13 protein-coding genes and 1 pseudogene are annotated in these 19,317 nt (G+C 73.1%); 9 read left to right on the forward strand and 5 right to left on the reverse strand.

Annotation, left to right across the window (positions count from 1 at the left end; translation table 11 throughout):
- Positions 1-7: 7 nt before the first annotated feature.
- The 7 genes from AB0I81_RS23730 (at position 8) to AB0I81_RS23760 (ending at position 11,613) form a co-directional block, all read left to right on the forward strand.
- Positions 8-1,102 (forward strand): isochorismate synthase, encoded by a 1,095-nt coding sequence (locus tag AB0I81_RS23730; protein ID WP_360660017.1) that lies wholly within the window; start codon positions 8-10, stop codon positions 1,100-1,102.
- Complete coding sequence (locus AB0I81_RS23735; RefSeq protein ID WP_360660019.1) at positions 1,089-2,594, forward strand: (2,3-dihydroxybenzoyl)adenylate synthase; 1,506 nt, start codon at positions 1,089-1,091, stop codon at positions 2,592-2,594. Before AB0I81_RS23730 ends, AB0I81_RS23735 begins: the two co-directional genes overlap by 14 nt.
- Position 2,595: 1 nt before the next feature.
- Positions 2,596-3,243, forward strand: a complete 648-nt coding sequence (locus AB0I81_RS23740) for an isochorismatase family protein (RefSeq protein ID WP_360660021.1) — start codon at positions 2,596-2,598, stop codon at positions 3,241-3,243.
- On the forward strand, positions 3,236-3,454 hold the full coding sequence (locus AB0I81_RS23745; protein ID WP_360660023.1) for a phosphopantetheine-binding protein: 219 nt from the start codon (positions 3,236-3,238) through the stop codon (positions 3,452-3,454). Before AB0I81_RS23740 ends, AB0I81_RS23745 begins: the two co-directional genes overlap by 8 nt.
- Positions 3,451-10,506, forward strand: a complete 7,056-nt coding sequence (locus AB0I81_RS23750; protein WP_360660025.1) for an amino acid adenylation domain-containing protein — start codon at positions 3,451-3,453, stop codon at positions 10,504-10,506. The genes AB0I81_RS23745 and AB0I81_RS23750 overlap by 4 nt, the downstream gene beginning before the upstream one ends.
- Positions 10,503-10,682 carry an MbtH family protein gene (locus tag AB0I81_RS23755; RefSeq protein ID WP_360660027.1) on the forward strand — a complete coding sequence of 60 codons (180 nt, stop codon included), beginning with the start codon at positions 10,503-10,505 and terminating at the stop codon, positions 10,680-10,682. The genes AB0I81_RS23750 and AB0I81_RS23755 overlap by 4 nt, the downstream gene beginning before the upstream one ends.
- A gap of 106 nt (positions 10,683-10,788) precedes the next feature.
- Positions 10,789-11,613, forward strand: a complete 825-nt coding sequence (locus tag AB0I81_RS23760; protein ID WP_360660029.1) for a siderophore-interacting protein — start codon at positions 10,789-10,791, stop codon at positions 11,611-11,613.
- A 4-nt stretch (positions 11,614-11,617) separates the two neighbouring features.
- Here AB0I81_RS23760 and AB0I81_RS23765 read toward each other — a convergent pair whose 3' ends face one another.
- Positions 11,618-12,244, reverse strand: coding sequence for a TIGR03943 family protein (locus AB0I81_RS23765; RefSeq protein WP_360660031.1), 627 nt, complete (start codon positions 12,242-12,244; stop codon positions 11,618-11,620).
- Positions 12,241-13,149, reverse strand: coding sequence for a permease (locus AB0I81_RS23770; RefSeq protein ID WP_360660713.1), 909 nt, complete (start codon positions 13,147-13,149; stop codon positions 12,241-12,243). Before AB0I81_RS23770 ends, AB0I81_RS23765 begins: the two co-directional genes overlap by 4 nt.
- Positions 13,150-13,615: 466 nt before the next feature.
- Here AB0I81_RS23770 and AB0I81_RS23775 point away from each other — a divergent pair, with 466 nt between their 5' ends.
- A complete protein-coding gene (locus tag AB0I81_RS23775) occupies positions 13,616-16,162 on the forward strand; it encodes a DUF6493 family protein (RefSeq protein WP_360660033.1) in 2,547 nt (848 codons plus the stop codon).
- Between the two features lie 123 nt (positions 16,163-16,285).
- Here AB0I81_RS23775 and AB0I81_RS23780 read toward each other — a convergent pair.
- A pseudogene (locus tag AB0I81_RS23780) lies at positions 16,286-16,753 on the reverse strand (ATP-binding cassette domain-containing protein); the annotation flags it as partial.
- A 132-nt stretch (positions 16,754-16,885) separates the two neighbouring features.
- Between AB0I81_RS23780 and AB0I81_RS23785 the strand changes: the two are divergent.
- Entirely contained in the window at positions 16,886-17,257 is a 372-nt protein-coding gene (locus AB0I81_RS23785; protein ID WP_360660035.1) for a VOC family protein, read from the forward strand.
- A 67-nt stretch (positions 17,258-17,324) separates the two neighbouring features.
- Here AB0I81_RS23785 and AB0I81_RS23790 read toward each other — a convergent pair whose 3' ends face one another.
- On the reverse strand, positions 17,325-18,074 hold the full coding sequence (locus AB0I81_RS23790) for a response regulator transcription factor (RefSeq protein WP_360660037.1): 750 nt from the start codon (positions 18,072-18,074) through the stop codon (positions 17,325-17,327).
- Positions 18,067-19,317: a sensor histidine kinase gene (locus tag AB0I81_RS23795; protein WP_360660039.1), complete on the reverse strand. Its 1,251-nt coding sequence runs from the start codon at positions 19,315-19,317 to the stop codon at positions 18,067-18,069. Before AB0I81_RS23795 ends, AB0I81_RS23790 begins: the two co-directional genes overlap by 8 nt.

Below are 19,317 nucleotides of genomic sequence, written 5' to 3' on the forward strand. Positions count from 1 at the left end.
GAAGTTCATGCATCTGCTGACAACCGCGGCGGATCCGCTGGCGGGGTACGACCGCGCGAAGTCGGTGCTGTTCGGCTCCTCCAGCGGCACGCTGCTCACCCAGGGGGTGCGCGGGATCGCCGGCGGTGACCTGGCCACACTGGCCGGGCAGGTGGACGGGCCGGTCGCCGGGGCCATCGGGTTCGACGGGACGGCGCACCTGATCCAGCCGGAGGCCGAGACCTGGTCGGCGCCCATCCAGCCGGGCGGCTCACCGCTGCGCAGCGGCGGCTGGTGGAGCAGGCGGGTGCCGTCCCCGGCCGAGTACGCCGCCGCGGTCCGGCAGGTCCTGGCCGAACTCGGCGCGGGAGCGGTGGACAAGGTCGTCCTGGCCAGGACCGTGGAACTGCGCTCCGACGAACCGGTCAACCTGCCCGGCCTGCTGCGCCCGCTGCTCGGGCACGGCTACTCCTTCGCCGCCCCGCTGCCCGGCGGGCGCACGCTCACCGGCGCCAGCCCCGAACTGCTGGTCTCCCGCCGCGGCCACGACGTGGTGAGCAACCCGCTGGCCGGCTCGGCGGCCCGCGCCGGCGACCGCGCCGAGGACCGCCGCAGGGCCGCCTCCCTGACCGAATCGGCCAAGGATCTGCACGAGCACCGGCTCGTGGTCGAGGCCGTGGCCGACGCGCTGGCGCCGTACTGCAAGGACCTGCACGTTCCCGTCACCCCCGAACTGACGTCCACCGAGACCATGTGGCACCTGTCCACCCGCGTCACCGGCACGCTGCGCGACCCCGGCACCTCCGCGCTGACGCTGGCCGCCGCGCTGCACCCGACGCCCGCGGTCTGCGGCACGCCGGAGGCCGAGGCGCGCCGGATGATCGAGCGGCTGGAACCGTTCGACCGCGGCTTCTACGCCGGGCTGGTCGGCTGGACCGACGCCGCCGGCGACGGCGAGTGGGCGGTCGCGATCCGCTGCGCCGAGGTCGCCGAGCACACGGTCCGCTTGTACGCGGGCGCCGGCATCGTCGACGGCTCCGACCCCGACCAGGAGCTCGCCGAGACCTCCGCCAAGTTCCGTACCATGCTGCGCGCGCTGGGAGTGTCCGATGCACTGGTCTGAGCAGGAGGCCGGACGCTACCGGGCGGCCGGCTACTGGCGCGGCGAGACGTTCGGGCGGATGTTGCGCGAACTGGCCAAGACCCACGCCTCCCGCCCCGCCCTCATCTCGCCTGACGCCCGCTGGACCTTCTCCGACCTGGACGAACGGGCCGACCGCCTGGCCGCGGGACTGTTCGACCGCGGTATCAGGGCCGGTGACCGGGTCGTGGTGCAACTGCCCAACGTGCCCGAGTTCCACCAGGTGTGCTTCGCGTTGTTCCGGATCGGCGCCTGGCCGGTGTTCGCGCTGCCCGCCCACCGCTCGGCCGAGATCTCCTACTTCTGCGAGTTCACCGAGGCCGCCGCCTACATCTGCCCCGACGACGAGCACCGCGCCCTGGCCCCGGGGACGCCCGCGTACGTGCTGGGTGACCTGCCGGAAGCCGGCCCCGTGGACCTCCCCGACCCCGACCCGGGCGACATCGCGTTCCTGCAGCTCTCCGGCGGCAGCACCGGCCTGCCCAAGCTGATCCCGCGCACCCACGACGACTACCTCTACAGCTTCCGTGCCAGCGCCGAGATCTGCGCGCTGCGGCCTGACAGCGTGTACCTGTGCGCGCTGCCCGCCGCGCACAACTTCCCGATGAGCTCGCCCGGCGTGTTCGGCGCGCTCAGCGCGGGCGCCGCCTCCGTGCTGGCCCCCGACCCCAGCCCCGGCACCTGCTTCCCGCTCATCGAACGCGAACGGGTCACCATCGCCGCCCTCGTCCCGCCGCTGGCCCTGGTCTGGCTGGAGGCCGCCAAGAGCACCGGGAACGACCTGTCCAGCCTGGAGGTGCTGCAGGTCGGCGGCGCCAAGTTCAGCGCCGAGGCCGCCAAACGGGTGGGTCCCGAACTGGGCTGCCAACTGCAGCAGGTCTTCGGCATGGCCGAGGGGCTGGTCAACTACACCCGCCTGGACGACGACGAGGAGATCATCGTCTCCACCCAGGGCCGCCCCATCTCACCCGACGACGAGATCCGCATCCTCGACGACGACGGCCGCGAGAGCGACGAGGGCCACCTGCTGACCCGCGGCCCGTACACCATCCGCGGCTACTGGCGCGCCGACGAGCACAACAGGACCGCCTTCACCGAGGACGGCTTCTACCGCACCGGCGACATCGTGCGGCGCACCCCGACCGGCCACCTGGTTGTCGAGGGCCGCGCCAAGGACCAGATCAACCGCGGCGGCGAGAAGATCGCCGGCGAGGAGGTCGAGAACCACCTGCTGGCCCACCCCGCCGTGCACGACGCCAGCGTCGTCGCCGTGCCCGACCCCTACCTGGGCGAGCGCTCCTGCGCCTACCTCATCTGCCGCGGCGAGCGGCCCGGCAAGGCCGAACTCCGCGCCTTCCTGCGGGAACGCGGCATCGCCGCCTTCAAGATCCCTGACCGCTTCGAGTTCGTCGACGCCTTCCCGCAGACCGCGGTCGGCAAGGTCAGCAAGCGTCACCTCCGCGAAAGGACATGACATGCCGATCCCCCCGATCAAGCCGTACCCGATGCCGGTCGAGACGCCTGCCAACCGGGTGGACTGGCGGCCCGACCCGCGCCGCGCGGTCCTGCTCATCCACGACATGCAGAACTACTTCCTCAGCGCCTACACCCCTGACCACTCACCGCTGGTCGAGCTGGTGACCAACGTGCGTGCCCTGCGCGAACGCTGCTCCGAGCTGGACATCCCGGTCGTGTTCTCCGCCCAGCCCGGCGCCCAGAGCACCGAGCAGCGCGGCCTGCTGCTCGACTTCTGGGGCGACGGCATCGGCGCCGACCCCCACGAGGCCGAGATCACCGGCGAACTCGCGCCCGCCGAGGGCGACGTGCTGCTCACCAAGTGGCGCTACAGCGCCTACCAGCGCACCGGGCTGGCCGAGCTGATGTCCGACCAGGGCCGCGACCAGATCATCATCTGCGGCATCTACGCCCACATCGGCGTCCTGATGACGGCCGCCGAGGCGTTCATGCGCGACACCCAGGCGTTCGTGGTCGCCGACGCGGTCGCCGACTTCTCCCGCCAGCACCACGACATGGCCCTCACCTACGCCGCCGACAGGTGCGCCGTCACCACCACGACCAGCCGGATCAGCCAAGCCCTGACACGGGCGGTGGCCGGTGTCTGAGACCGCCGTGCGGCTGCGCGAGCAGATCGCCGAACTGCTGTTCGTCGAACCGGACGAACTCGGCTTCGACGAGGACCTCGTCGAAGCGGGACTCGACTCCATCCGCGTCATGACCCTCATCGAACGCTGGCAGCAGGACGGCCACAAGATCGGCTTCCCCGACCTGGTGGAGAAGCCGACGATCTCGGCGTGGGCGGAGCTGCTGGCTTGACCTCCCCGACCCTGTCACTTCCGACGCCACCCTCGATGCCGCTCTCCGGGGCACAGGCCGGGATCTGGTTCGCCCAGCGGCTCGATCCAGCCAGCCCCGTCTACAACACCGCCGGCCGGGTGGACCTGCACGGGCCGCTGCTGCCCGAGGTGTTCGAGCGGGCGCTGGAACGCTGCCTGGCCGAGGCGGAGCCGCTGCGGCTGCGCTTCACCGAGGAACCCGCGCAGTACCTGCCCGACTACGACTCCCTGCGCGGCTGCCTCACCGTGCTCGACCTGCGCGGCCAGGCCGAGCCCGAGGCCGCCGCGCGGGACTGGATGGCCGCCGACCTGGGAACGCCCGTGGACGTCGTGACCGGCCGGCTGTCGCGGCACGCGCTGCTGCGACTGGCCGACGACCACCACGTCTGGTACGTGCGGGCGCATCACATCCTCGTGGATGTCCACGCGCTGTCCATGATCGTCTCCCGGATGGGCGAGATCTACACGGCGCTGGCCGACGGGCTTACGCCGGGTGCGGGGCCGTTCGGGTCGATGGCGGCGGTGCTGGCGGAGGAGGAGGCTTACCGGGGCTCTGAGCGGTACGGGCGCGACCGGGCGTACTGGCTGGACCGGCTCCACGGGTCTCCCGAGCCGACCGGGCTCGCGGGGCGGTCGGGCATGTTGGCCGGGCTCGCGGGTCGGTCGGCCACGTCGGCCCGGCTTGCGGGTCGGTCGGCTATGTCGGCTGGGCTTGCGGGGCCGTCGGCCCGGTCGGGCGGGCTTGCGGGGCCGTCGGCCGTGTCGGCCGTGTCGGCCGTGTCGGCCCGTGAGACCGTACGGTGCCGCGTGCCCCTCCCGCCCGCCGGGCACTGGGACGAGCTCGCCCGTCAGGCCCGCGCCACCTGGGCCGATGTCGCCGCCGCCGGGCTGGCCTGCTACTTCGGCCGGCTCACCGGCAGCACCGACGTGCTGCTCGGGCTACCGCTGCCGAACCGTACCGGCGCCGCCCTGCGCGTGCCCTGCCTGACCGCCAACGTGCTGCCCGTCCGGCTCGACGTGCGGCCCGGCCGTACAGTGGCCGAACTCGTGGGCGACGCCGCCCGCCGCATCGTCGAGGCCCGCCGTCACGGCCGCTACCGGATCGAGGACCTGCGCCGCGACCTGGGGCTGGCGGGCACGTCGCGGGCACTGTTCGGGCCGCTGCTCAGCGTCAAGCCGTTCCCGTCGGAGGTGAAGTTCTCCGCCGCGCGGGCCGGCATCACCACCCTCGCCTCAGGGCCCGTGGACGACCTGGCCGTGGCGCTGCTGCTGGACGGCGACCGCCGCACCCTGGAGCTCGACGGGAACGCCGCCCTCTACACGGAGGACGCGCTGGCCGCCCACGCCCGCCGCCTGGCCTGCCTGCTCGCGGCGCTCGGCTCCTGCCCGCCCGACACGCCCATCGGCCGCCTGTCCCTGCTGTCCGACGAGGACCGCACCACCCTGAATCTGCCCTCCAGGCTTACTGTGCCCGCGGCCCGGCAGCCCGCTGACGACGCCCCGCCCGCCGGTGCTGCCGGGCCGCGCCTTACTACTGTGGTGGACGCCTTCCTCGCGCAGGTGCGGGACACGCCCGAACGAACGGCGCTGACCTGCGACGGTAAGACGCTGACCCTCGCCGAGCTGGGCACGCGGGTGGACCGGCTGGCCCGCCGCCTGGCCGCGCACGGCGCCGGGCCCGAGCGGGTGGTCGCCGTGACGCTGCCCCGCTCGGCCGAACTGGTGGTGGCGCTCCTGGCGGTACTGCGCAGTGGCGCGGCCTTCCTGCCGGTCAACCCGGCCCATCCGGCGGACCGGCGAGAGCTGATACTCGCCGACGCCGACCCATCGATCGTGCTCACCCACGAATGGCTGACCACCCAAGCGAACACCGCCCCCGAGGAGGGAGCCGCCCCCGAGACGGACACCGCTACCGAGGAGGGTGCCGCCCCTGAGGAGGGCGCCGCGCTTGAGTGCGGTGCCGCGCTCGCCACGCCGGACCCCGGCCATCCCGCCTACGTGATCTACACCTCGGGCTCCACCGGCCGTCCCAAGGGTGTGGTGGGTACGCATCGAGGGCTGGCGGCGTTGCTGGACGGGCACCGTGAGCGGCTGTACCCGGACGGCGAGCGGCTGCGGGTCGCGCACACCGCATCCTTCTCCTCCGACGCCTGCCTGGACCCGCTGCTGTGGCTGATCGGCGGCCATGAGCTGCACCTGCTCGGCGACGACGCCTACCGCGACCCCGACGCGCTGACCGCGTACATGCGCGAACACGGCATCGACTGCCTCGGCCTGACCCCCACACAACTGAGGGAACTGCCCGCCCTGCCGGCTGGCCCGCGCATCGTGGTGGTGGGCGGCGAGACGGTGTCCGGACCGATGTGGCGGGCGCTGCGCGAGCGGGCCCCGGCCGTCAGCCATTACGGCCCCGCCGAATCCGCGGCGGACGCCTACACCTGGCTCGGCGACGGTTCGGAAAGCCCCACCGACGGCACTTCCGTACACGTGCTCGACGACGCCCTGCATCCGGCGCCGCCCGGCGTCGCGGGCGAGCTGTACCTGGCCGGGGACGGTCTGGCGCGCGGCTACCTCGGACGCCCGGACCTGACCGCCGAGCGGTTCGTGGCCGCGCCCGGCGGCACCCGCATGTACCGCACGGGCGACCGCGCCCGCTGGGCCGCGCCTGGCCGCCTGGAGCTGCTGGGCCGGGCCGACGACCAGGTGAAGGTAGGCGGCGTACGGATCGATCCCGCCGAGATCGAGGCCGTACTCGAAGGCCACGACGGCGTGACGGCGGCGGCCGTCGCGGCGCACGGGAACCGCCTGATCGCCTACGTCGTCCCCGCGCGCCCCACCGAAACGGCCCCAGACGGGCCGGTTCCCGCAGGCACGGCCAGGGCCACAGACGGGTCGGGTCCCGCGGGCGGGGTCAGGGCCGCAGACAGGTCGGTTTCTGCGGGTGCGGTCGGGGAAGTTGTCGAAGGGCTGGCTGCCTACGTCGCCGCCCGGCTTCCCGCCGGCATGGCCCCCGCCGCGATCGTCGCCTTGGATTCCCTGCCCCGCACCCTTGACGGCAAGCTCGACCGCACCGCCCTGCCCGCCCCCCACCCCGGCCAGGGCCAGAGCGGGCCGGCGCGCAACGCGGCCGAGCGGGCGATGTGCGGCCTGTTCGCCGAAATACTCGGCCTGCGGATGGTGTGCAGGGACGACGAGTTCTTCGATCTCGGCGGCCACTCTCTGGCGGCGGCGCGGCTGGCGGTCAGGGTACGGGAGATGTTCGGCAAGGACCTGCCCATCAAGGACATCTTCGCCACTCCCACCCCCGCCGAACTGGTCAGGAAACTGGGTACGACCACCGTCGAACCCCCGCCGCCGGCACCCCGTACCCGCCCCGAGAACATCCCGCTGTCGCCCGCGCAGGCCAGGCTCTGGTTCCAGTACCGGATCGAGGGCCCCAACCCGACGTACAACCTCCCGCTCGCCCTGCGCCTGCGCGGCGAGGTGGACCGCGCAGCGCTGCGTGAAGCGCTCGACGACGTCGTGGCCAGGCACGAGATCCTGCGCACGATCTTCCCCGAACGCGCAGGCGTGCCCCGCCAGCAGATCCTGGACCGCCCGCGCCTGTCGCTGCCCGTCTGGCAGCCCGACGACCCGGCCTCGGCCATGCGGGTGATCGCGCGCCGCGGCTTCGACCTGGTCGCCGAGCCGCCGTTCCGCGCCCACCTGCTGCGGCTCGGCCCGGAGGAGCACGTGCTGATGCTGGTCCTGCACCACATCGCCGCCGACAGCCGGTCGGCGGGGCCGCTGATGAAGGACGTGCTGACCGCGTACGAGGCCAGGAAGAAGGGTGCGGAGCCCGCGTACGAGCCGCTGCCCTTCCAGTACGCCGACTACACGCTCTGGCAGCGTGACCTTCCCCCCGACACCGATCTTGAGCACTGGCGCGAAGCCCTCGCGGGGCTGCCCGACCGGCTTGACCTGCCCTTCGACCGGCCACGCGCGGCCGTGCCGGGTGCCGCGGGCGTGTCGGATGGCGCGGGCGTGTCGGGCGTACCGGGTGGCACAGTGCCCGTCACTCTGCCGCCCGCCCTTATGCGGGCCGCGCGGCGGTTCGCCCGCGAGTCCGGGGCCAGCGTGTTCATGGTGCTGCACGCCGCGCTGGCCGCCCTGCTGACCAGGCTCGGCGCGGGCACCGACCTCCCGATCGGCACCACGGTCACGGGCCGGGACGACGGCGCGCTGGACGACGCCATCGGCTTCTTCGCCAACACACTCGTGCTGCGCGCCGACACCTCGGGCGACCCGTCCTTCGCCGAGCTGCTGGAGCGGGTCAAGGCAGCCGACCTGGCCACGTTCGAGCGCGGTGGGCTGCCGTTCGACCGCCTCGTGGAAGCGCTGAACCCACTCAGATCACGCAACCGGCACCCGCTGTTCCAGGTGATGCTGGTCCACGAGGACAACCCGGACCCCGCCGGCGTGAGCGTCGTGCACACCGGGACCGCCAAGTTCGACCTCACGTTCAACCTCGGCCCGACCGGCTCGGGATACCTCGAATACAGCCGGGACCTGTTCGACCGGACCACCGCCGCCGCCCTGGCCGGCAGGCTGACCCGGCTGCTCGAACATGCGCTGGCCGACCCGTCGGCGCCGATCGGCCGGCTCGACCTGCTGGCGGCCGGCGAGCGCCGTACGATCGTCGAGAAGTGGAACGGCGACCTGGTCAGCGAGCCGGGCCCGACACTGCCCGACCTGTTCGAGGAGCAGGCCCGCCGCACTCCCGAGGCCGTCGCGATCGGCGATCTCACCTACGCCGGGCTGAACGCGCGGGCCAACCGGCTGGCGCACAAGCTCATCGCGTACGGCGCCCGCCCGGGCGCCATCGTGGCCGTGTCGCTGCCCCGCTCGCCCGACCTGGTGACCGCCCTGCTCGCGGTGCTCAAGACGGGCGCGGCCTGCCTGCCGCTGGACCCGTCGTACCCGGCCGACCGCCTCGGCCACATGGTCGCCGACGCCGGGCCGGTGTGCGTGGTGGACGAGAACTGGCTCGCCGACCTGGACGACTGGCTCGACCACGACCCCGAGCGGGACCTGCGGCCGGACGACGCCGCGTACGTCTTCTACATCTCCGAATCCAAGGGTGTGCTGGTCACCCACCACAATGTGGCGCGGCTGCTGTCGGCCACCGACCACTGGTTCGGCTTCGGGCCCGATGACGTGTGGACGCTGTTCCACTCCTGCGCCTCCGACCTGTCGGTGTGGGAACTGTGGGGGGCGCTGCTGTACGGCGGCCGGCTGGTCGTGGTTCCGTACGAGATGAGCTCCTCCCCATCGGACCTCCTGAACCTGCTGGAAAGTGAGCGCGTCACCGTGCTCAACCAGCCCTCGCCGGCCTTCCACCAGCTCGCGGACGCCGACGACGGCCGCGACCTGGCCCTGCGGTATGTGATTCTCAGTGGGGAGGCGCTGGAGCCCGCCCGGCTGGCAGGCTGGTGGGACCGCCGGCCGCACACGCCCGACCTGATCCACATGTACGGCCTCACCGAGACGACCGTGCACGTCACCCGCCACCTGCCGCAGCCCGGCGACCGGCACGGCAACCCCATCGGCAGCGGCCTCCCCGACCTGCGCGTCTACGTGCTGGACGATGCCCTGCGGCCGGTCCCCACCGGGGTTGTCGGCGAGATGTACGTTGCGGGCGACGGCCTGGCGCGCGGCTACCTCGGTCGTCCGGGGGCGACCGCCGAGCGGTTCGTCGCCGACCCGTTCGGCTGGCCGGGCGCGCGCATGTACCGCTCCGGCGACCTGGCCAGGTGGCGGCCCGACGGCACACTCGACCACCTGGGCCGCTCCGGCCCGCAGGCCAAGACGCACGACTTCGGCCGCGCCGACCAGCACCTCAAGGTACGCGACGTCCGCCGCGCCGACCTTCCCGCACCCCAGGCGGCTGCGGGCACGGGCATGGACACGGGCACAGGCACGGGTCGGCTGCCGGATGGGCCGCGTGAGGAGACGATGTGTGCGTTGTTTGCCGAGGTGCTCGGCGTGCGGCGGGTGGGCGTGGACGACGGCTTCTTCGATCTCGGCGGCCACTCGCTGGCGGCAGTGCGGCTGGTCGCCAGGGTCAGGGAGGTGTTCGGGGCCGAGGTGCCGGTCGGCGCGCTGTTCGAGACGCCGACCGCCGCCGGGCTGGCCGCGCTGGTGGAGGGCGGCGCCCGCAGGGACCCGCTGAAGGTGCTGTTGCCGCTGCGCGAGCAGGGCTCGAAGGCGCCGCTGTTCTGCGTGCATCCCGCGGGCGGGCTGAGCTGGTGCTACGGCGGCCTGCTCAGGCACGTGCCGGACCGGCCGATCTACGGCCTGCAGGCCCGCCGCGACCGGCTGCCCACCTCGCTGCGCAAGCTGGCCGCCGACTACGTGGCCCAGCTCCGGCTGGTACGGCCGCGCGGCCCGTACCATCTGCTCGGCTGGTCCACCGGCGGCGTGATCGCCCAGGAGATGGCCGTGCAACTGCGCCTGGCCGGCCAGGCGGTGGCGTTGCTGGCGATCCTGGACGCCCGCCCCGCCGAGGCCCTACGCGACCTGCCACCACCAGACGAGACGGACGCACTGGAGGCGCTACTCACGATGGGCCGCACTGCGTCCGACGCCGCGTCCGACGCCGCGTCCGACGCCGCGTCCGACGCCGCGTCCGGCACCGCGCCCAGCACCGCGTCTGGCACCGCGCTTACGCTGGAGTGCGTGGTGGAGATCCTGCGCCGCGAGGCCAGTCCGCTGGCCGGGTTGCCGGCCAGGACGCTCACCGAGCTGACGGACGTCCACCTCAACACCAACCGTCTCATGCGAGGACTCGACACCCGCGAGTACGACGGCGACCTGCTGTTCTTCCGCTCCACCATCGACGACACTCCGACCGGGGACGCCTGGCGCCCGTACATCTCCGGCGAGATCGAGACGCACGAGGTCGTCTGCGGCCACAAGGACATGACCCGGCCGGGACCGATCGCCGGCATCGGCGCGATCGTCGCGGCCCGACTGCGGGAGCTTGACCGGTGAACCCCTTCGACGACCAGGGCGGCGAGTTCCTCGTCGTGGCCAACGACGAGGAGCGGCACTCCATCTGGCCGTCCTACGCCGCCGTACCCGACGGCTGGGCGGTGCGTTTCGGTCCGGACGTCCGCGCCGCCTGCCTGGCCTACGTCGCCGCGGCCCGGAGCGACCCGCTCCCATGATCGACCCCGGGTGGCGAGCAGTCCGTGTGCGCGGAGGCGGCTCGCCACCCGGGGTTCTCCCAAGGCTGATCCGCGCCCCCAACCCTCTGACGACCAGGAGCCCGCATTGCCCGGCAACAACCTCAACAGCACCAGGATCAAGCCCCAGACCTCCGAACTGATCACCCTGCGCGTCCTGCGCCGCGAACGCCTCTCCCCGCACTTCGCCCGGGTCACCTTCGGCGGCGGCGACATCAAGAACTTCGTCCCCATGGGCTTCGACCAGTGGTTCCGCCTCTTCCTGCCCATCGCGGCCGACTCACTGACCCGCCTGCCCGACCGGCTCACCGCCCTCGGCTTCGCCAAGTACCTGACGATCTCCAAGACCTCCCGCCCCGTGCTGCGCAACTACTCGGTACGCGCCTACCGCGCCGACGGCCCCGAGGGCCCGGAGATCGACGTCGACTTCGTCCTGCACGGCACGGCCGCCGACGGCACGGCCGGGCCCGCCGCGACGTGGGCCGAGACCTGCGAGCCCGGCGACAGCGCCGCCATCATCGACGAGGGCATCGGCTTCAACCCGCCTTCAGGGACGCGGCGAGTGGTGCTGGTCAGCGAGGAGAGCGGGCTGCCGGCGCTCGCGGGCATCCTCGCCTCGCTGCCCGGCGACACGCTGGGGCACGCGCTGATCGAGATCCCCTCGGCGGAGGACCGGCAGGTGCTGCGGGCGCCGGAGGGGGTCGAGGTGACCTGGCTGGTACGCGAGGACCACACGGCCGCCCCCGGAGCCCGGGCGCTGGCGGCGGCGTGCGCCCTGCCGGTGCCGCAGGAGCCGTTCTTCGGCTGGGTGGTGGGGGAGTCCGCGCTGGCCACGGGGTTGCGGCGGCACTGGGTGCGCAGCGGGGTGCCGAAGGAGCAGATCATGTTCTGCGGGTACTGGCGCAAGCGCTGAGGTCTCACAGCAGTTCGTACGGCTCCTCCGGCCGCTCGACCGGCCGCACCTCGGAGGCCCTGATGGCGGGTTGTCTGCCGGGCGCCCAGGTGCCGGTGACCCGGACCCAGGTGTCCTCAGGCGGCGCCGACGCCCCTTCGACGGCCACCTCCAGTACGAACGCGTCGGCGGCACAGCAGGCCATCCGCATCCTGGCGACGTACCAGCCCTCTCGCGCGCGCACCACGAAACCGGTCAGGCCGACCCGGCGGCCCGCCAGTGAGCCGCCCGCGGTGGCGCGCCCGATGAAGTCGCCCAGCGTCAGGTCCGTCACCCCCGCGCCCAGCGCCCGGTGATCGGCGGCCGGCGGGGGAGCGGCGTCGCCACGGCGGGCCGCGTACGAGCCGAGCGCCGGCGGCGCCACCAGCACGATCGCGAACACCGGAACCGCCAGCAGCCAGGCCACCCTGGGCGCACGCTGCTCGCGCCGGAACGACAACACGGCCACCAGCACCAGCACGGCACCGGCCGCCACCAGCGCCGGCCGGAAACCGGGCCTGACGTAGTTGGCGTACATCCCCGAGAACGCCGACACCGCCAGCACCGTCGCCCCCAGCACCAGCAGCAGACTCGCCTGGGATCGCCCGCTCACAGCAGCGCCCATCCGGCCGCGAAGCTTACGCCGATCGCCAGGACCAGCGTGAGCGGCACGAATCGCCGTACGAAGGCTCCGCCGAAGGTTCCGGTCTGCAGTGCGATCAGCTTCAGGTCCACCATCGGCCCCACCACCAGGAACGCCAGCTTCGCCGTGGGCGAGAACGCCGTGAGCGAAGCAGCCACGAACGCGTCGGCCTCCGAGCAGATCGACAGCAGCACCGCCAGCAGCGCCAGCACCAGCACCGACACCACCGGAATCCCGGCCACGGCGGTCAGCCACTCGCGCGGGATCACTACGTTCAGCGTGGCCGCGGCCAGCGCGCCCACCACCAGGAACCCGCCGGCGTGCATGAGATCGTGGCACATCGAGTCCACGAACGAGCCCCATCGGCCGCCCTGCCCGTGCCCGGCCGGGCGGCGCGGCACGGGCAGCCACCTCGTGCTCCCGAACCGCGCCCAGATCCAGCCCGCCAGCACGGCCACCGCGAGCGAGGCGCAGAACCGCGCCACCACCATCGACGGCTCCCCGGGAAAGGCGACCGCGGTGGCCACCAGTACCACCGGGTTGATCGCCGGGGAGGCGAGCAGGAACGCCAGCGCCGCGGGTGGCGCCACCCCGCGCGCCATCAGCCCCGCGGCGACCGGTACGGACGCGCACTCGCAACCCGGCATCACCGCCCCCGCCACCCCCGCGACCGGCACCGCCGCGTAGGGCCGCCGGGGCAGCGCCCGCGTCCAGAACGACGGCGGCACGAACGCCGTGATCGCCGCCGACAACATCACCCCGAACACCAGGAACGGCAGCGCCTGCACACACACGGCCACGAACACCGTGGCCCAGGTCCGCAGCGCCGGGTCCGTCAGGTGCGGCGCCAACACGAACCTGCCGACCACCAACAGCCCGGCCAGCACCACGAACGCCCACGGCAACCCTCCCCAGCCCCCGCGTTCGCATCCCTGGCCCCCGCGTTCGCCCCCGAGTCCGGCTTCACTGCCGCCCCCGAGTCCGGCTTCGCTTCCGGGCCCGGCTGCAGCGCTGGCACTGGACCCGGCGTCGGCATCGCGCCCGCCATCGGCACCGGCACCGGCACCGGCACCGGCACCGGCACCGGCACCGGCACCGGCACCGGCACCGGCACCGGATTCGGATTCGGGCGCGGTGGCAGAGACGTCGCCGGCCTGGTCCGCCGGGGTCGCCCTCTGCGTCATCCGGTCCCCCCTGATTACGAAGGGGACTTAGTATGACACGTCCCTGACAACGGTTTTCATTGTTTCAGTGATCCGGGAATTGTCGTGGCCGGCCGCTAGTGTCCCCGCAATGGCAGGCGCAGCGAGGGCGCGCCGTTGGCAGCGGGGAGGGGCGCGCGTGAACGCGTGGGAGGATCTGCTCAAGCTGTTCAAGGAGTGGGACGAGAGCGGCGTGCTCCGCCACGTCACCGAACTGGACGCCGGCGGCCGCAAGGAGGTCGCCGCCCAGTTGCCCGCCTACCTGGCCAGGGAGTCCCGCACGCCCGGCTGGGGCGACTGGTCGGGGCAGGTACGGCCACCGCTGCTGGCCGGAGTGGCCTGCCTGGGCGGCGCGGCGGCCGTGACGGCGTGGATGTTCAGGCGCGAGTTCAACTGGCGCAGCGCCTACTCAGTGGACCCGGGGCGCGTCGTCGAGCTGCTGCGCCTGCGGCCGGTGGAGTGGCAGGCCGACGTGGCCCGCCGCATCGCCGCCAGGACCCGGCTGCCGGACCTGCTGTACTGGGAGGTGGTGGCCAAGCTGGTACGCGAGCACGGCATCGATCCGCCGGACGACGACGCGTTCAAGCTTGGCTGGCTGCGTACGCTGAGCCCCCGCGCGGACCCGGCCGACCCGCTGTTCGCCGCCTACGGCCCGCGCATCTTCGAGATCGACGGCCTGGCCGGGATCGGCCTGTGGCGCGTCGTGGAGACGGTCATGACGCTCCTCGGCCAAGGCGCGCTGGACCGTACGTCCGTCATCGAAGGAGTCCTGCGAAGGCTGCTGCGCGACGGCCCGGGCGCGCCGGTCGAGCTCGCGGGCCTGCACGACCGGCTCGACCTCGACATCGACGAATCGGCCCGCCACGCCAGGGACTACACCGCCCTGCTGCCCGCCGGTCCCGTCGCGGTGGCCGACGTGGCGCTGGCGCAGCTACGCCGTCTGGAGGAGGCGGGACGGCTGGAGGAGGAACTGTTCGCCGAGGCGCTGGAGTCGCTGACGTTCCGGCCGGAGAAGAAGCTGCTGCGCGCGGCGCTGTCGTGGGCGGGCGACGCGGTGCTGCGCGACGCGGGGCGGGCCGACACCGTGCTGGCGGCGCTGTCGCAGATCCTCATCCAGGACACGCTGGCGCTGCAGGAGCGGGCCGTGCGGCTGGCCGTCAAGCTCGCGCCGAAGGCGGGGCCCGAGGGCCGCGAGGCGATCAGGCAGGCGGCGGCGGAGCTGCCGGAAGAGCTGCGGGAGAAGATCTCGGCGGCGTACGGGGGCGGCATCGCCGCGCCCGACCTGCCCGACACGCCCGTGCTGACTGCGGGCCGGGGCCCGGCGATGCCGCCGCCCATCGCCTCGCCGGAAGAGCTGGCCCGTGAGCTGGCCGCCTACTCCTGGCGGGCCGACGCGTACTGCTACGAACGCCTCCTCGCGGGCCTGGCCGAATGGTCGCACCGGGACCCCGAACGGCTGCGCGCGGCCCTGCGACCTTGGTGCCAGCCGTTCGAGCCGTCCGCGTACGGCTACTACGCCGACGAGGTCTACGACAATGTCCGGCACGCGGTGTACCGGGCATTCCTCGCTTTCGCCTCCCCGCAGGACAGCAAGGAGTTGACGGGTGCGGCGCCCAGGCGGCGGAACCCGTGGATGCCCGGCGCGCCCGAGCGGCTCTACCATCGCCGCGCCCTGGAGCTGGTGACCCCCTTCGAGGAGGGCACCGGCTACCCGGTCCTGCTGGCCACGCCCACGGCCGGCACCGGCGGCCTCGACCCTTCCGCGCTGCTCGACCGACTCGAACTGCTGGAGGCTGAAGGAGTGCGGGCCCTGCCCGCCGACCTGGCCCAGGCCCTGCTGCGGCTGCCGCGCCGCTGCTCGCCGTCCGACGTGGAGCGCGCGGCCCGGCTGACGTCGGAGGCGGGCCGCAGGTGCGCGGCGTGGATGCGGGACGGCGGGCTGGCCGACCCTGGGGTCAGCGTGTCCGTACGCCCTGCCGTGCACAGCTGGCAGTGGCAGGACTTATCAGTCGAACTCACCCCGCCCGCCCCCGGCCTGCCCGAGCAGGTACGTGACCTGTTCGAGCTGCGGGACGGCCACACCTACGCGCTGACCTGGTGGTCACTCGTCCTGCCCGCCAACCGCGAGTTCGCCGCCGCCCACCTGATCGGCCACCTGGTGACCTCCATGGAAGCGAGCGACCAGCAGACGCAGGTGCTGGCGGTCCTGGCCCACGGCGACGGCCCGCCCGGCCCCGCCATGGCCCACGCCCTGGTCAGCGGCATGGGCCGAGCCAGAGCCGCGGAACGGGCCGCCGCCACCGACGCCCTGCTCACCCTGGCGGCGCGGGGTGAGGTGCCGGCGCGCGAGCTGGCGGAGGCGATCACGGCCCTGGTCACGGCCGACCTCGTCAAGCTGAACCGCGTGGTGTCGGCCCTCGACGACGCCACCCAGGCCGGGGCGTACGAGGCGGTGTGGGCGGTGATCGCGCACGTGCTGGAAGGGCTGCTGCCGAAGGAGGGCGAGCGGCCGCGCGCCGGGGTGGCGGACCTGCTGGCGGCGGGGGCGCGGGCGGCCAGGATCGCCGGCGTACGCGCGCACCTGCCGCAGGTGGCGGCGGTCGCCGCCCGCAAGGGATCGAGCCGCCTGGTCCTGGAGGCCCGACGCCTGGCCCACCTCATCGGCTCCCCGGGCCCGGGACGGTGAGCAGACCCCCAGGCACCTGGCCGGACGGAGGAGAGGGGCGACTCGGACCTTCCGCCTGCCCGGCGAAGGAGCACGTAGCTCAGAGGTTTCGCCCGGCGAAGGAGCACGTGGCTCAAAGGCTTCGTTGACGGGTTCGTCGAGCACGAGCACGTCCGGCTCGCCGAGCAGCGCGGCCGCCATGCCCAGGCGCTGCCCCATGCCGAGGGAGTACGCGCCGACCCGCTTGCGCGCCGCGTGCGCCAGCCCGACCTGTTCGATGACCTCCTCCACCCGATCGGTGGGGATGCCGTTCGTGCGGGCCACCCAGGTCAGGTGCGCGCGGGCGGTGCGGGAGCGGTGCGCGCCGCTGCCTTCGAGCAGCGAACCGACCGTGCGCAGCGGATTGCGCAGCTTGCGGTACGGCCGGCCGCCGATGAGCGCGCTGCCCGCGTCGGCGCGGTCGAGCCCGAGCAGGATGCGCAACGTGGAGGATTTGCCCGCGCCGTTCGGGCCGAGGAAGCCGGTGACGCGGCCGGGGCGGACGGCGAAGGAGACGTCCTGGATGGCGGCTTTCCCGCCGTGGTATTTGGTGAGGCCGACGATTTCGATCATGGTTTTCAGCGTGTCAGGCAGGGCCGTACCGGCGCGTCGGCCAAAGGTTGACACCTACCGGCGCGCTCCCGGCCGAACGTTCCCGGCGCACCCATATGATCGGAACGGACACCACGACGAGGGGGGTTCCCGATGACCGATGAGGTGGACTTCGAGGAAGTGGCCCCGGTGCTGCCGGTGCGGGACCTGGATGCCTCGATGGAGCGGTATCGCCGGCTCGGCTTCAGCGTCCGGGCCTACGAAGGCGGCGATCGTTACGCCTTCGCCGAGCGGGGAAGCGTGTCGCTGCACCTGACCGAATGGGACGAGCACGATCCGCTCCGGACCGGCGGGGCCGTCTACCTGTACGTCTCGGACGCGGACGCCCTGCACGCCCAGTGGGTGGCGGCCGGCGTCGAAGGCCGGCTCGGGGAACCCACCGACACCGACTACGGCCTGCGCGAGTTCGCCTACGTCGACCCCGAAGGCACCCTGCACCGCGTGGGATCACCCCTCAGCACCTGACCGGCCATCAGGTCGCCCGGGCGGTGGGCAATCGGCCCATTGGTCGTTCGGCCGATCGGCGAGTGGCTCATCGGCCGTTCGGCCGCTGGGCGGGTGGCGCATCGTTCGCCCGCTGCTGGGCGACTGGCGCATTGTTCGCCTTCCGCTGGGCGTCGACGAAGCCGGACTCGTAGGCGAGGATGACGAGCTGGGTGCGGTCGCGTACGCCGAGCTTGAGGAACAGCCTGCTCAGATAGGTCTTGACAGTGGCGCGGCTGAGGAAGAGCGCGGCGGCGATCTCGTCGTTGGACAGGCCCCGTACGATCGCCGCCACCACGTCCCGCTCCCGCTCACTCAGCCCTGCCAGGCGCTCCGGCCGGGGACGCGCCTTTCCTGCGGCCAGGCCGGCGATCATGCGCCTGGTCACCTCGGGGGCGAGCATGGCGTTGCCCTCGTGGGCGATGTGCACGGCGCGCAGGATCTCCTCGGTTCCGGCGTTCTTCAGCAGGAAGCCGGTGGCGCCGGCCCGCAACGCCTCGTAGACGTACTCGTCGAGGTCGAACGTGGTCAGGATGACGACCTTGGTGCGGGGGAGGGCGGCGCAGATGGCATGTGTCGCGTCGAGCCCGTCCATGATCGGCATGCGGATGTCCATCAGGACCACGTCGGGGCGCAGGCGGGAGGCCGCCGCGACCGCCTCCCGGCCGTCGCGGGCCTCGCCGGTGGGGTCCAGGCGGGGGTCGGTGGCGATGAGCTCCAGCAGTGAGGAACGCAGCAGGTCCTGGTCCTCGGCCACCAGAACCGAGATCTTGTTGCCGTCGCCGTTCTGATCAGGCACGTCCTGCCTCCGGAAGGGGGATGACCGCGTGCAGCTCGAACCCTCGCCCGGGACGGGGACTCGCGGTGAGACGGCCACCGAGCAACTCGACCCGCTCCCGCAACCCGACGAGCCCGTAACCCGGGCCGACAGCGGAACGAGGGGGCGCGGACGCCGGGCTGGTGGTGGGGTGTGAGGGTGCAGAGGCCGGGCCGTCGTCGGTGATCGATATGTGCAGGGCGCCGGGCGTACCGTGCAAGGTCACCGTGCAGCGGGTGCCGGGGGCGTGGCGGGCGGCGTTCGTCAGTCCTTCCTGTGCGACGCGGTAGACGGCCAGTCCGATGGCGGCGGGAACCACTCCGAGGTCCCGCACCGTCAGCGTGGCCGCGACGCCGCTGTCCCGCACGCGGTCCACCAGGGCGGACAGGTCCGGGATGCCCGGCTGAGGGTGGCGTTCGGCGCCTTCGCCGCTGTCGCGGACCGCGCCGAGCGTGGTGCGTAAGTCGTCCAGGGCCTGCCTGCTGACCGTCTCGATCCGGCCGAGCCGGTCACGCATGCGGCCGGGGTCGTCCGTACGGGCGGCGACGCCTGACGTGACGGCGATGGTGCCGAGCGAGTGGGAGACGATGTCGTGGACCTCGCGTGCGACGCGCAGCCGTTCGGCCGTCACCGCCGCCTGCCGTTCCGCGAGCATCGCCTGCTCGGCCTGGAGCGCGGCACGGCGCGTCGTGCTGCCGAGCACCCACGCGCCCGCCAGGGCGAGCAGGCTCAGGAGCGTGTAGCGAACGGTGCCTTCGGCGTCGGCGGTGCCGAGGAACACGACGGTCGCGATCGTCACTCCGCCCGTTCCCGCGACGGCCTTGAGCGAGCGGTCGCTGCCGTGGGTGAGCGCCAGGCGATAGAGGACCCAAGCCGAGGCGACGAACGGATCATGCGTCATGCCCAGCGCGGCACCCGCCAGGGTCGCGGCGGTGACGGCGGCGAACGCGGCCGCCGGCCACCGCGACCGCACCAGCAGACCCGCGACCAGCAGCGCGATCAGGCCCGCCGCCGGCCAGGGGGAGCGGTGGGGAAGCGTCGGCAGCCAGAACACCAGCACACACAGCACCGCGGCGGCGGCATCCCACCTGAGAGAGTCAGCGTGACCGGCGTCCCACGTGGTGGGGTTCTTGCGGCCGACATCCCATGTGCTGGAGACCGTGTGCTCGCCGTCCCGCGTGGTGGAGTCTGCGTGGCCGGCGTTCATCCAGTGCCGCTGGCTCAT

It is taken from the genome of Nonomuraea sp. NPDC050404 (assembly GCF_040655495.1).
Classification (GTDB): Bacteria; Actinomycetota; Actinomycetes; order Streptosporangiales; family Streptosporangiaceae; genus Nonomuraea.